The following is a 13,018-nucleotide window of genomic DNA, read 5'->3' on the forward strand; positions in this document are numbered from 1 at the left end:
TCCTTCCTCCCTTCAGGCGTTGCCGGTTCAGGCGGCGGTGTCGGTGTAGGCGGCGAGGAAGGCGTCCACGTCGGCGATGGCCCTGTCGTAGCCGAAGTTGCGGTACGCGTAGCCCTTCGCGACGAACGGCGCGCCGGCGTAGAACATCTCGTACTGGTGGTGGCGGCCGGCGAACTCCGATCCGATCGCGTCCCAGACGAGCTTGAACAGCTTCACCCGCTCGACGGCCGGGACGCCGGGCGACTGGACGTACCGGTCGATGTCCGCACGCGCCGCCGGGTCGTGCAGGTCGGCGACGCTGGAGGGCAGCTGCAGCACCCCGCCGCCCGCCAGGTCGCGCAGTATGGCCAGCACGCGCGGGTACAGCTCGGCCTGCAACCCCATCGCGCCGTAGACGGCGCGGGCGTCCGGCCGCCACATCCCGTTCGCGTCCGACGCGGCCCGGTACTCGGCCGCGTACACCGCCGACTCGACCAGCGACGCCAGCCCCGCCAGCTCGCCGAGCTTCTCCTGCACGCCCGGGATCCGGCCGACCCCGTTGACGTCGGCGACCTTCCCGGCGAGCCCGGCGATGAAGCGCAGCTTCACCGTGAACCGGATCTGCGCCTGCCAGTTGCCCAGGACGTGCGCGCCTGTCGCGAAGAACTGGCGCCGCAGGCCGTCCACGTCACGGTCGACGAAGACCCGCTCCCAGGGGACGAACACGTCGTCCAGGACGACGAGGGCGTCGGTCTCGTCGTAGCGCGTGGACAGCGGGTAGTCGTAGGGCGCGCCGGCCGTCGCGTACGGGCGGCGGCAGTACAGCTTCAGGCCCTCGGCGGCGACGGGCACGGTGAACCCGACGGCGAAGTCCCGGTCGTCGGGGGTCAGCGGCTTGATGCACGAGATGAAGATCTCGTCGGCGACGGCCGCGCCGGTGGCGAGCATCTGCGCGCCGCGCACCACGATGCCGTCCGGCCGCTCCTCCACGACGCCCGCCTGGACGAACTCGCCCTCCCAGGCGTGCGCCGTCGTCGCCCGCGACACCTGCGGCGGGATGATCGCGTAGGAGACGTAGAGGCTCTCCTCCAGCAGCCGCCGGTGGTAGCCGGTCACGCTGCCCGACAGGTCGCGGCGGTCGGTGACGAACGACTCCGGCGACGAGGCGAACGCCGCCAGGAACGACCCGACGTGGTCCGGGCTGCGGCCGACCCAGCCGTGGGTGTGCCGCGCCCACGTCTCGATCGCGTGCCGCCGGGCGGCCAGGTCGTCGCGGCTGCGCGGGATCGTGAAGACCAGGTTCGCCTCCGCGCCCGTCTCCGGCGCGTGCGCGGTCATCTTGGCGGCCGGGTCGGCGGCCAGGTCGAACAGCTCCGCCATCGTCGCGGCGATCGGCGCGAACGCGGGGTGGGCGGTCACGTCGGCGACGCGCTCGCCGTCCAGGTGGATATGGCGCGCGTCCTTCAACGCGGTGAGGTAGTCGGCTCCCGTGCGCATCACTGCGCCCTCCGTTCGGTCTCGTAGTCACAGGTCAGGGTGGTATCTCCGGCGGTGAGCGAGAGCCGCCACCGGCGGCCGGGCACGAACCCGCCGTTCAGCAGCGGCAGCGTCCCGGCGAAGATCACCAGGTCGCCGTCCAGGTCGCCGAACGCGGCGGCGAGCCGCACCAGCAGATCGGTCGGCGTGCGCAGCTCGGTGAGGGAACCGGACTGGTAGGGGCGCCCGTCGACGCGGCACTCGACGCGGATGCCGTCCCAGGTGTCGTCCGCGGGCAGTTCCACGAACCGGTCGCCGACGGGTTTCGGGCAGGCGGCCTTCGCGGCCGCGACGTCGGTGCGCTCGATGTCGCGGTCGGTGTGGTCGGAGCCGACGCCGAGGTAGTGCCGCCCGGCGTGCCGGACCAGGACCGGCTCCACCTCGCCCGAGGTGTTCCCGCCGGCCACCGTGATCGTGGGGCGGCTGGTCAGCAGCCCCGGGTCGAGGGGGTAGAACGCGGGGACGGTCGCGGGCTCCGGGACGCCGATCGCGGCCAGCTCCTCGATGTGCGCGCGGGTCGCGGCCTCGTCGCGTCCGGTGTAGCCGGCGACGATCAGATGCTCGGGCGCGCAGCGCAGTTCGCCGTCGCCGACCCGCATGGTCAGCTCGCTCACCTCCGGGCCGCCTGCGCGACATGCACGGGACGCCGGTCGCGCAGGACGGGGAACTCCTCCCGGGTCCGCGCCACCACGCCCCGGTCGACCTCGCGGTACAGGATCTCCTCGGCGTCGCCCGCCTCCGCGAGGACCGTCCCCCACGGGTCGACCACACGCGACGCGCCGCCCAGAGCCACATCCCCTTGCACACCGGCCGCGTTGCAGGCCAGGACCAGCACCTGCTGCTCGACCGCGCGGGCCTCGGTGAACAGCCGCCAGTGCGCACGGCGCCGCGCTGGCCACGCGGCCGGGACCGCCACCGCCTCGGCGCCCGCGTCAGTCAGCGCCCGCCAGATCTCCGGGAAGCGCAGGTCGTAGCAGGTGGTGGCGCCCATCGGCCCGAGCGGGGACGCGACCGTGCCGACCGTCTCACCGGGCGTCAGCAGCTCCGCCTCCCGGGACCGGTACCCGAACACATGGATCTTCCGGTACGTGTGGACGACCGTCCCGGACGGGTCGATCAGCACGGCGGTGTTGTGCAGCCGCCCCTCGGCGGACCGTTCCAGAACGCTCCCCAGGTGCAGGAAGCAGCCCAGACCACGGGCCCACTCCCGGCCGGCCTCGACGGTGTCGCCGTCCAGCGGCTCGGCCAGCTCGGCGTACCGGTCGAACGCGAAGTACCCCGGAACCCACAGCTCCGGCAGCAGCACCAGATCGGCGCCGCGGGCGTCCGCGACCATCCGCCCGACCCGCTCCCTGCGCCGCGCGGGCGCTTCGGACCCGGGGCTCGCGACCTGGACGAGCGCGACGCGCGTCATCGCCCGTCCCAATTCGCCACCGAGGGAAGGCGCAGCACGCCGAGCGTCCCGTCCAGGTGCGCCGCGAGGGCCTGCGCCGCGCGCAGCGGGTCACCCGACCGGATCGCCTCGACGATCGCGCCGTGCTCGGCGAGCACGACCCGCGCCCGGTCCTCGGCCGCCGCGATCGCCCGCAGCCCCATCCGGACCTGCCGGTCGCGCAGCGACTCGTAGAACTCCGCCAGCACCGGGTTCCCCGCCGTCCGCACGATCGCGCGGTGGAACGCCCGGTCGTACTCGATGAACGCGACGGGATCGTCCAGCAGCCCCTCCTGGCGGCCGACCAGCTCGGCCAGCTCGGGCGCCAGCTCCTCCGCCAGCGGCGCCGCGCGGCGCACGCACCAGTCCTCGACCAGCTCGCGGGCCTGCATGACCGCCTCGATCTCGGCGTCCGACACCGGCGGGACGAACGCGCCCTTCTTCGGCATGATCTTCAGGAAGCCCTCGGTCTCCAGCCGGAGCAGCGCCTCCCGCACGGGGGTCCGCGACATCCCCGTCGCCTCGCACACCTCCGCCTCGGTGAGGAACGTCCCCTCCTGCCGCGGCAGCGACCCGATATGCCGCTTCAGCCACCTGTACGTGGTGTCCTGCGCACTCTCTCGACGCTCTTGTGTCCGACTCATGGACGTAATGTATACAACACGCCTACATCAAGACAAGAGCCTCTTTCCGCAGCACACACGGCCAAGCACGCCCCGGCGAGCGGTTCAAGTGCCTCGCCCCCGCAGCTCCCTGGCCACCGGCCGCGCCGCCGCGCCCGTAGCGGCGCTTCGGCGCGGACCCACCGCCGGCCGTCGTGTTCGATCTAGTGGAGCACCCTGATTCGCAATTCCGCATATCTCGCGCAGGGTTTCAGTTCCGTATTGTCTTCAATGTTCCTTTTATTAGCCTCCTATTGGTGAGTTTTCAGTAGTAGGCCGGCGAGGTTCACGTGCTCGTATCTATCGGACGTACCGGTCTTGCTGCATCACTGGCTGCAAGTGTCGCCTGCCGGTCGGACAGCGCCAGACGAACAGGGGGACCGAATGGGACGCGCCGCCAGGATGACCTCCGCGGCGCAGGGGACGCCGTGCTCCCGGAGACCGTTGGCGCGGTCACCAGCGGCGGACGGGCACACGCCTCGCATCTTCTCGGACATGACATGTGCAACATGGAGGACCCATGGCCTCATCGCCACCCGTCCGTCACGTCGCCTGCATTATGGACGGCAACGGCCGCTGGGCTCGGAATCGCGGGCTGGACCGGGTGCACGGGCACCTGGCGTCCAAGCCCGCGTTCGAAGCGATCATCAACACCGCCATCGCCGAGAACGTGCAGTGGTTGACGCTGTTCGCCTTTTCCACCGAGAACTGGTCGCGTCCGGCCGAAGAGGTCGCCTTCCTGGTCGACGTCCTGGCCCCTTGGGCGTTGGAAGTGTGGGTGCCGTTCTTGCGCGACAGCGGCGTCCGGGTGCGGGCGCTGGGCGCCACGAACCCCAAGATCAGCACCGGGATCATGGAAAGAATCCGCCGCGCCGAAGAGGCCACCCGCGCCAACGACCGGCTGAATCTGACGGTGGCGTTCGACTATGGCGGACGCGACGACATCGCCCAGGCCGCGCGATCGCTGGCCGCCGCGGACGTGCCGGCCGAGAACATCACCGCCGACCTGCTCGCCCGCAACCTGCAACTGCCGGAACTGCCCGACGTCGACCTGCTGATACGCACCGGAGGCGAGCAGCGGCTGTCCAATTTCCTGCTGTGGCAGTGCGCCTACGCCGAACTGGTGTTCCTGGACGTGCTGTGGCCGGACTTCCGCGCGGGCCATCTGCGCGACGCCCTGAGCCTCTACCAGCAGCGCCAACGCCGCTTCGGCCAGGTCCCCGACGAAGCCGACACCCTCGCCGACCTCTTCGGAGACCCCCGTGCCGTCGCTGACGCGGCGCTCACCGCCGCCGGGGCCGTCGGCGTGGAGGTGCCCACGTCCGCCCTGTCGCTGGCCGTCCCGCCGGGGGCCGTTCCGTTGCCGGGCCTGGCCAGGATGCTCAGCCTGCCCGGTGTGGTGGCCACTCACCTGACCACCGGGCTGCTGAGCAGCGCGTACAGGACGACCCAAGCCGCGGCGGCGCACCTGCGCCATACCCGGGGTGATTCTGCGTGGCCGGGACCGAGGCCATGAACGCCGCCGACCGCGTGCGACGGCCGCCAGGCGGCCCGGCGCCGCGCACGCTCCCGCCGGTTCCGGTCCCGACGCCCTGGCGCCTCACCTTGGCCCTCGCCGGAGTGCCCGGCAGGCTGCGCGCCGACTACACCGCCGCCGCCGGTCTGGTGGCCCGCCGGTTCCTGTTCGGCTACCCGTTCGCACGTCTGCTGACGCCCCCGGCCTGGCAGCCCCACCTCGTCACCGCGATCGCCTTCGGCGCCCTGGCCGACGATCTGGTCGATGCGGGAACGGGACAATACGCCGCGGAGGCGTTCTCCCGCTGGGCGGGACACGTACGCCAAGCCCTGGTCAGCGGGCAGGCAGATCAGCCCGAACTCCGCGCCTTCCTGCACACCGTCGCCGTGCGGAACGTCCCGCACTCGGCGATCCACGCCTACCTGGCCGGGCAGGCCGCCCGGCAACAGGTCGGCGACTACCTCACCGACCAGAACCACGACGACCACATCGACCAGGTCCTCATGCCCAGCGGCCGGATCGCCTACGCCCTGTGCCACCGCCCGGGTGAACGCTTCCCGGCCGAAACGCTGCGGCCCGTCGCCGACGCCACCCAGCGCGCGGACGACCTGTCAGACCTGGCCGTCGACCTGCGCCGCGGCCGTCTCACCATCCCGCGGACCACCTTGCTGCACTACGGCGTACAGCGCGCCGACCTGGCACGCCGCCGCGACACCCCGGCCGTTCGAGCCGTGCTGGCCCACGTCCGCGGCAGGGCCCGTACCGCACTCGCGACCGCCCGCACCGCCCTCGCCGACGCCGACCCAGCCACCCAGCTCCTCGGATGGCCTGCCCTGACCGGCTGTGAACTGGTCCTGGCCGCCGCCGAACGACGGGGCACCGCCGTCCTGAGCCGGCACGGCCTGCTGCGAGGAATCCGCCCATCCCCCCACGGCCTCATCGAGGGCACCCTCCGGACCCTGCACAGCAGCCTGCGCCTGGCCGAATCCGACCACGACCCTTGACCAGCGGCGTCAGGCGAAGGATCCGGGCAGATAAGCCGCTTCCTGACAGGTCCGCGCAACAGCCGCGCGGTGCCCCGGCTCTGGACATTCAACTAGAATCTAACCGAAATCCGGGTATAGCGTTGTCTCGACGGCGCATCTGACCAGGATCGACCGGCGGGCGGCCGTCCTGACGCGCTCAGTCGGGCACGCCCGCGGCGAGCACGGGCGCGAGGGTGAACCCGAGTGTTCGCGGTCGCTCTGGCAAACCGCAGGTGCCCTCACTGGGGTCCACGACACCGTCCTGAAGAGACCGACGCGGCCGCACCCATGCGCGCAGAGTTGCTCAACCGTCGTGTTCCCGCGTTACGACCCCGCCCTGAAAGCCGGGTGGCCAATCGCCACCGGCGTCATCGGAGGAGCAGTCCGCGGATCGTGGCCGACAGGCTCGACATCGGCGGCGCCAGATGGGGCCTGACGGGTACGACCCTGACGTAACGTGCGCGTGGTCCGTTGGTGGTCAGCGCACGGCCGTCCTCTGGGTCAGCGCGGCGGTGATCCGGTCGACGTCGCCGCGTTCCGCGGGCGGCAAGGGCGCGCCCACCGACTCTCTGAGCGCGGTGGCCTCAGCAAGGAGGGCTGTCGCGTCTTCGTAGGCGCCCTCGGCCGCCGCGACTCCGGCCAGCCCCTCTTTGGGCAGGGCGATGGCGCGCGAATCGTCGGCCTCACGCGCCGCTGCAAGCCCCTCCAGGTGCAGTGTCCTGGCTGTGGGGAGGTCGCCGCGCAGTTCGGCGATGAAGCCGAGCTCGGCCAGCAGCAGTGTCACACCGTAGAAGGGGACGCCGTAGTCGGCTTCGAGGCGGCGGTTCCATGCCAGCGACTGCTCGAAATGCCGCGCCGCCGTGTCCAGGTCGCCGGCGCGTCGGGCCACGAGGCCGAGGCCGACCCGGGCGAACTCCTCCGCGAAGCTGTTGGACTGCTCGGTGGCCTGGCGCATCCCCCGCTCATGGAGCTCCCGTGATCCGTCCAGGTCCCGGGTCAGCAGGGCGAGCCGGCCGAGGCTGGAGAGCCGGTAGGACACGTCGGTCCACAGTCCCAGGTCCTCGGCGAAGCGCAGGCCTTCGCGGTGCAGGCGACCGGCGACCGGTCAAGAACCGGTCGCTGACCGCCTCGGGCGCCGCGTCGAGGTCTCCGGCGAGCACCAGGCAGTACCCGGCAACCATGTGGAAACGCCAACCGTTGAGGGCGGGAAAGCGGGCGTGGACCTAAGCCGGTGTTCCAAGCACCGCGGTGCTCGCATCCTCGCGCTTGTGGTGGGATGGCCGGATGCGCGCCGCTACGTTCCCCGCACTGTCCACCGTCCTCGCCTGTGCAGTGTTCATGACGGCGTGCGGCACGAAGGGCGAGCCGGCGGCCGGCGGCGTGAACGCGGCCGCATCCGGCAGCCCGGCTCTTCCCGGTGCCCCTGATGATCTGGCGCAGGACGGGGTGAGGATCACCGGCATGAGCGGCTGGTCCCACCAGGAGACGCCGCCGGTGATCTCCGCCGAGTTCGAGGTCACCAACCACGAGAGCGAACCGTTCACCTACACCATCACCTTTGACGCCCTTTCCACCTCTGGCGCGGTGCTGGAGAACACCAAGCAGACGGTGCCCGCCGTGGGGCCCGGCCAGACCGTCAGGCGCACCGTCCGCCTGAACGGCTCCTCGCCGGACCTGCGCGGCGACAAGGGGCGTGTGCGCATCGCCGAAGTCCGGCGCGTCCCCGCCGCCGAGGCTCCAGCAGAGACCGGCCCTTGCCCGTCTTCCGGAATGCGACTGACGACCGACGCCGGAAACGCCGCCATGGGGCTACGCGTAATAGGACTACGTCTGACCAACTGCGGGACCCGCGCCTACCACCTCAACGGCTTCCCGCTCCTTCAACTTCTGGACGAGGACAGAAAACCCGAACCCACCGTCAAGATCGTCAAGGGTAGCGGCGGCATCGCCACCATGTCCGACTTCGATGCCCCGGCCCGGCCGGTGGTCCTGGCGCCGGGCCAGACGGCCAACAGCGGCCTGATGTGGCGCAACACCACCGACGCGGGCGAGGCGGCGGTCGAGGTCCCCTACGTCAGGGTCAGGGCCAAGCCCGGAGCCCGGCCCGTCATGGTCACTCCGGGACTCGATCTGGGAACCACCGGAAGACTCGCGGTCAGCCCCTGGAAGAAGGGCCCGGCACGCTGACCTGGGCGCCGTCCACCCTCCGGCTGTCCGCTCTCGGCCGTCCATCTCCGGCGTCCATACCGGGTCGTCCAGTCACGCCCGCGACGGGGGCGCCGTCGGCCTCCTCGAACGTGTCCGGGCGGTGCGGCGTTCGGAGGCCGTTGAGCCGGCTCGGCCCGATGGAACGTTCCCGAGTGGAAATTTACTGCGTGTTCGATCGCCGTTGATGAAATGGAACGCTTCAGGCCCGAGTCTCCAATTCTATTCAAGTATAGCGAAGTTAAAGACTGGTGATTGAGATTCGGGGATGCCGTGGCTAAGCTCAAACCGGTTCCTGGCTCCACGCCTATTCGGCGAGTTCAGGGGCGCAAAGAATTGCCGGGCGGTCGCCGGCTTGGCACCCCCGAGAGCATCGAATTCCGGTGAAAAGGAATCGTATGTGCGAGGGCCTCGCGGGTTTTGTTGCGGCCGCCGGTGCGCGTGTCCCTTTAACCCCGTGTCACCCCCACTCAGAAGGAGAACGACCATGCGCAAAGGTCTGACCGCCTCGGCAGCCTGCCTGTCCGCGCTCGCGCTGTCGGTGGCCGCGGCCCCTGCGGCGTCGGCGACGGCGGACGACCCGCCGCCCCCCGGCAAGATCACCATGGAGGTCCTCACGGTGAACGGCTCCGGCTGCCCCGCCGGCACCGCCGCCGTCGCCCCGTCGAGCGACAACACCGCGTTCACCGTCACCTACAGCGACTACACCGCGCAGCGCGGCGGGGACTCCAAGCCCACCGACTTCCGCAAGAACTGCCAGCTCAGCCTGGCCGTGCACGTCCCGCAGGGCTTCACCTACGCGATCGCCAGCGCCGACTACCGCGGCTTCGCGCACCTGGCCGCCGGCGTGACCGGGACCGAGCGCGCGAACTACTACCACCAGGGCATGGCCCAGTCGGCGTCCATCAGCCACACCGTCAAGGGCAAGACCTCCGGCAACTGGCAGTTCACCGACCGGACCCCGGTCGCCGAGCTCGTCTACAAGCCGTGCGGTGAGAACCGCAACTTCAACATCAACACCGAGCTGCGCGTCGAGGGCGGCGACGGCAAGGAGACCAGCTTCATGTCGTTCGACTCCGCCGACGGAAGCGTGCGGACGATCTACCAGTTCGCCTGGAAGAAGTGCTGACCCCAGACGACCGAACCGCGCCCGCGTCCCCCAGGGACGCGGGCGCGGCCCTTTTCACCGCCTCCACCGGGGCGCGCGGCCACCGGCGATCGCGCGTTCGCGGTTGCTCTGTGTGGTGATGCGAATACAATCCAGGATGTCGTTGGTAGCCGGGCTTCCGGCGGGAGCGGACTCGGGAGGCGGCCGTGGCGTCGAACGCGATCCTGGAACGGCAGACGGGGCGGCTTCCCGCGGAGCTCACCAGCTTCATCGGCCGGGACGCGGAGCTGACCCGGCTCCGGCGGCTCATCGACGAGCACCGGCTCGTCACGCTGAGCGGGCCCGCCGGCGTCGGCAAGACCAGGCTCGCGGTCCGCGCCGCGGCCCAGGTGCGGGACGCCTTCGGCGACGGGGTGTACTTCGTCGGGCTCTCGGGCCTCACCGAGCCGTCGCTGCTGGCGCAGGCGATCTGCGACGCGCTCGGCCTGACCGAGCAGGACGGCGACGCGGCCGCCCGGCTCGCCGAGCACCTCGCCGACCGCCGCGTCCTGCTCGTCCTGGACACCTGCGAGCACCTGCTCGACGAGTGCGCCATCCTGGCCGAGGAGCTGCTGCGGACCGCCGCCGGGCTGCACGTCCTCGCGACCAGCCGCCAAGCGCTGGACGTGACGGGCGAGCACACCGTCGTCGTCACGCCGCTCGGCCGTCCTGACCCGGCCGCGGACACCTCTCCGGACGGCGCCGACTGCGATGCGGTCAGGCTGTTCGCCGAGCGCGCCGCCGCGGCCGTCCAGGGCTGGACGCTCACGCACGGCAACCGCGACGCCGCCACCCGGCTGTGCGACCGGCTCGACGGCATCCCGCTGGCGATCGAGCTCGCCGCCGTCCAGCTGCGGGCGTTCTCGCTGGAGCAGGTCCTCGGGCGGCTCGGCACCCACCTCTTCCAGGTCCGCGGCAGGCGCACCACCGTGCGGCGGCACCAGACGCTGCGCGCCGCGGTCGACTGGAGCCACGAGCTCTGCTCGGCCGAGGAGCGGCTGCTGTGGGCGCGGCTCTCGGTGTTCGCCGACGGCTTCGACCTCGACGCCGCCGAGAACGTGTGCGCCGGCGACGGCCTGCCGCCCGAGGCGGTCGTCGGGGCCCTGACGGGCCTGGTCGAGAAGTCGATCGCGCACCGCGCCGACCGCGGCGGCCAGGCCCGCTACCGGATGCTCGACACCCTGCGCGAGTACGGCGCGGAGCGCCTCACCGAGCTGGGCGGGGCCGACCGGCTCCGCCGCCGCTGCTTCGCCTGGTACACCGAGGTGCTCCGCCGCGCCCGCCGGGAACTGGCGGGCGCGTCCCAGGCCCGCTGGCTCGAATGGTTCGACGGCGAGCGCGGCAACATCCGCGCGCTGCTGGGCGAGGGCGTCGCGGCGGCCGAGCCCGGGCAGCTCCGCGACGCGGTGGAGGCACTCGGCCGCCTGTGGGCGCTGCGCGGGACGCTGGGCGAGGGCCGGCAGTGGGTGGACCGGGTCCTGGAGACCCGCGACACCACGGGCCCGGGCTGGTCGGGCTGCCTCGCGGCGGCCGGCCTGGTGATGACCCTCCAGAACGACCTGGACCGGGCCGATGAGCTGCTGGACCGGGCGCTGGCCCAGGGCCGGGCCGACGACGACCGGGCCGGCATCGCGCTCGCCTGCGCGGGCCAGGGCATCAAGGCCCTGTTCACGGGCGATTTCGATCTCGCGCTGCAGCTGCTCACGACGGCCGACGGCCGGTACCGCGGCTCCGGCGCCGACGACGTGCTCCTCCTGCTCGTCGACGTCTTCCGCGGCGTGGCGCACCTGTTCAAGGGCGACTTCGCCGCGTCCGCCGAGCACGCCGACCGCGCGGTCCGCGCCGGCGAGGAGCGCGGCGAGCTGTGGGTCCGCTCGTACGGCATGCTCGTCGGCGGCCTCGCGCTCTGGCTCGCCGGCGACCTCGACGCCTCGATGGAGCGGCTCCGCGCGTCCCTGCGGATCAAACGCGACCTGGACGACGGGCTCGGCATGACGCTGGCGCTGGAGTCGATCGCCGCATGCATGTCGAGCCAGGGCGAGCCCGACCGCGCCGTCAGGCTGCTGGGGGCCGCCGACCGGCTGCGCGAGCGCACGCAGACGTCGTGGTTCGGCCCCCATCACGCGCTGCTTCGGGAGATCCACACCGGCAGGGCCCTGGAGGCCCTCGGCGAGGAGCGGTACCGCGCCGCCCTCGAGGAGGGCGGGCGGCTGCCGCTCGCGGACGCGATCGAGGACGCGCTGGACGAGACCCCGTCCGGCGCCGAGGGCCGGCCCTTCCAGGCGGACTACTCCGGCGGGGTCTCGTCGTCGTAGAGCCTCGTCGTGATCTCGCCGTCCCTGGTCACGTAGCCGTTGATGATGCCCTTGGTGCTGTGGGGCGCGGCGAGGGTGCCGCGGGCGTCCAGCGCGATCGCGCCGCCGGTCGCGCCGAGCGCCGGGATCTTCTGGTTGACGACCGTCGCCGCCGCCTTCGTCACGGGCATGCGCGCGTACTCCATGAGGGCGGAGATGTCGTGCGCGGCGACACCGCGGATGAAGACCTCGCCGGTGCCGGTGCACGAGACCGCGACGGTGCGGTTGTCGGCGTAGGTCCCGGCGCCGATGACGGGGGAGTCGCCCACGCGCCCGACCTGCTTGTTGGTCAGGCCGCCGGTGGACGTCGCCGCCGCGATGTCGCGGTCGCCGTCCAGGGCGATCGCCCCGACCGTCCCGCCCGCCTCGGACCGCCCGGCCTTCGCGCCCGCGGCGGACGCCGGCGGGTTGCCCTTGGCGGCCATGAGCTGGTCCCAGCGGCGCTGCGTCCAGAAGTAGTCCTGGGGGGTGAACGGCACGCCGTTGCGGAGCGCGAAGTCGTCCGCGCCCTTGCCCGCCATGAAGACGTGCGGCGACTTCTCCATCACCATCCGGGCGAGGGAGATCGGGTTCTTGGTGTGATGGACGCCCGCCACCGCGCCCGACCTGCGGTCCTTGCCGTTCATGATGGACGCGTCCAGCTCGTGCTCGGCGTCGGTGTTGAACACCGCGCCCTTGCCCGCGTTGAAGTTCGGGTCGTCCTCCAGGACGTTGACGGCCTTCTCGACGGCGTCGAGCGCAGGCCTCCCGTCCTTGATCAGCTCGTAGCCGGTGCGCAGGGCCCGGGTGAGTCCGTCGCGGTAGGCCTTCTCCTGCTCGGGCGTCAGGCTGCCGCGCGGCAGCGAGCCCGCGCCGCCGTGCACGGCGAGGACGACGCCGCGCACGCCGGGACCCGGCGCCGCGGCCTCGGCGGGAACGGTCGCGGTGGGAACGGCCGCGGCGCCCGCCGCGAGCTGGGAGCCGGACAGTCCCGCCACCAGCGCGGCGACGCCGGCGGAGATCAGGAGGGAACGCTTGGGGGACGGCATGGGAACCTCCTCGGTGATGACCTTGGTCGTCCCCGGGCGCGCCCCCGGCACACTCGCAAATCATGCCAAGCGGGCGCCGGTGGCCGGAGGCGGTCACGCGGGCGCGTCTTCCGCGCAGGCCAGGCCGTGTTGTC

11 protein-coding genes are annotated in these 13,018 nt (G+C 72.0%); 5 read left to right on the forward strand and 6 right to left on the reverse strand.

Annotation, left to right across the window (positions count from 1 at the left end; genetic code table 11):
* Positions 1 to 27: 27 nt before the first annotated feature.
* From E1264_RS07955 to E1264_RS07970, 4 genes are read right to left on the reverse strand one after another with little or no spacing between them, the layout of a single operon-like run.
* Positions 28 to 1,476: a 4-hydroxyphenylacetate 3-hydroxylase N-terminal domain-containing protein gene (locus E1264_RS07955; protein WP_132171197.1), complete on the reverse strand. Its 1,449-nt coding sequence runs from the start codon at positions 1,474 to 1,476 to the stop codon at positions 28 to 30.
* Entirely contained in the window at positions 1,476 to 2,129 is a 654-nt protein-coding gene (locus tag E1264_RS07960) for a DUF2848 family protein (RefSeq protein ID WP_207935784.1), read from the reverse strand. Before E1264_RS07960 ends, E1264_RS07955 begins: the two co-directional genes overlap by 1 nt.
* Complete coding sequence (locus E1264_RS07965; RefSeq protein WP_132171147.1) at positions 2,126 to 2,929, reverse strand: nitrilase-related carbon-nitrogen hydrolase; 804 nt, start codon at positions 2,927 to 2,929, stop codon at positions 2,126 to 2,128. Before E1264_RS07965 ends, E1264_RS07960 begins: the two co-directional genes overlap by 4 nt.
* Entirely contained in the window at positions 2,926 to 3,591 is a 666-nt protein-coding gene (locus tag E1264_RS07970) for a GntR family transcriptional regulator (protein ID WP_132171149.1), read from the reverse strand. The genes E1264_RS07965 and E1264_RS07970 overlap by 4 nt, the downstream gene beginning before the upstream one ends.
* 538 nt (positions 3,592 to 4,129) lie before the next feature.
* Here E1264_RS07970 and uppS point away from each other — a divergent pair.
* Positions 4,130 to 5,125, forward strand: coding sequence for a polyprenyl diphosphate synthase (gene uppS / locus E1264_RS07975; RefSeq protein ID WP_132171151.1), 996 nt, complete (start codon positions 4,130 to 4,132; stop codon positions 5,123 to 5,125).
* The gene (locus tag E1264_RS07980) at positions 5,104 to 6,129 is read left to right on the forward strand and encodes a squalene/phytoene synthase family protein (RefSeq protein WP_132171153.1); all 1,026 of its coding nucleotides are present in this window, start codon (positions 5,104 to 5,106) and stop codon (positions 6,127 to 6,129) included. Before uppS ends, E1264_RS07980 begins: the two co-directional genes overlap by 22 nt.
* A 499-nt stretch (positions 6,130 to 6,628) precedes the next feature.
* Here the strand turns inward: E1264_RS07980 and E1264_RS07985 are convergent, their stop codons facing one another.
* The gene (locus E1264_RS07985) at positions 6,629 to 7,189 is read right to left on the reverse strand and encodes a hypothetical protein (protein WP_243710815.1); all 561 of its coding nucleotides are present in this window, start codon (positions 7,187 to 7,189) and stop codon (positions 6,629 to 6,631) included.
* Positions 7,190 to 7,434: 245 nt separating this feature from the next.
* On the opposite strand from E1264_RS07985, the gene E1264_RS07990 reads away from it, so the two are divergent.
* The 3 genes from E1264_RS07990 (at position 7,435) to E1264_RS08000 (ending at position 11,817) form a co-directional block, all read left to right on the forward strand.
* On the forward strand, positions 7,435 to 8,337 hold the full coding sequence (locus E1264_RS07990) for a DUF4232 domain-containing protein (protein ID WP_132171155.1): 903 nt from the start codon (positions 7,435 to 7,437) through the stop codon (positions 8,335 to 8,337).
* A gap of 505 nt (positions 8,338 to 8,842) precedes the next feature.
* A complete protein-coding gene (locus E1264_RS07995) occupies positions 8,843 to 9,484 on the forward strand; it encodes a DUF4360 domain-containing protein (protein ID WP_132171157.1) in 642 nt (213 codons plus the stop codon).
* A 185-nt stretch (positions 9,485 to 9,669) separates the two neighbouring features.
* Complete coding sequence (locus E1264_RS08000; protein WP_132171159.1) at positions 9,670 to 11,817, forward strand: AAA family ATPase; 2,148 nt, start codon at positions 9,670 to 9,672, stop codon at positions 11,815 to 11,817.
* Here the strand turns inward: E1264_RS08000 and E1264_RS08005 are convergent.
* Entirely contained in the window at positions 11,790 to 12,884 is a 1,095-nt protein-coding gene (locus E1264_RS08005) for an isoaspartyl peptidase/L-asparaginase (RefSeq protein WP_132171161.1), read from the reverse strand. The genes E1264_RS08000 and E1264_RS08005 overlap by 28 nt on opposite strands.
* Positions 12,885 to 13,018 lie beyond the last annotated feature (134 nt).

The sequence above is a fragment of the Actinomadura sp. KC216 genome (assembly GCF_004348535.1).
Classification (GTDB): domain Bacteria; phylum Actinomycetota; class Actinomycetes; order Streptosporangiales; family Streptosporangiaceae; genus Spirillospora.

Excerpts from the sequence above, each read along its gene's own strand:
- E1264_RS07955 (WP_132171197.1), bottom strand. The coding sequence starts at position 1,476 with ATGCGCACGGGAGCCGACTACCTCACCGCGTTGAAGGACGCGCGCCAT.
- E1264_RS07970 (WP_132171149.1), bottom strand. The coding sequence starts at position 3,591 with ATGAGTCGGACACAAGAGCGTCGAGAGAGTGCGCAGGACACCACGTAC.
- E1264_RS08005 (WP_132171161.1), bottom strand. The coding sequence starts at position 12,884 with ATGCCGTCCCCCAAGCGTTCCCTCCTGATCTCCGCCGGCGTCGCCGCG.
- uppS (WP_132171151.1), top strand. The coding sequence starts at position 4,130 with ATGGCCTCATCGCCACCCGTCCGTCACGTCGCCTGCATTATGGACGGC.
- E1264_RS07965 (WP_132171147.1), bottom strand. The coding sequence starts at position 2,929 with ATGACGCGCGTCGCGCTCGTCCAGGTCGCGAGCCCCGGGTCCGAAGCG.
- E1264_RS07995 (WP_132171157.1), top strand. The coding sequence starts at position 8,843 with ATGCGCAAAGGTCTGACCGCCTCGGCAGCCTGCCTGTCCGCGCTCGCG.
- E1264_RS07990 (WP_132171155.1), top strand. The coding sequence starts at position 7,435 with ATGCGCGCCGCTACGTTCCCCGCACTGTCCACCGTCCTCGCCTGTGCA.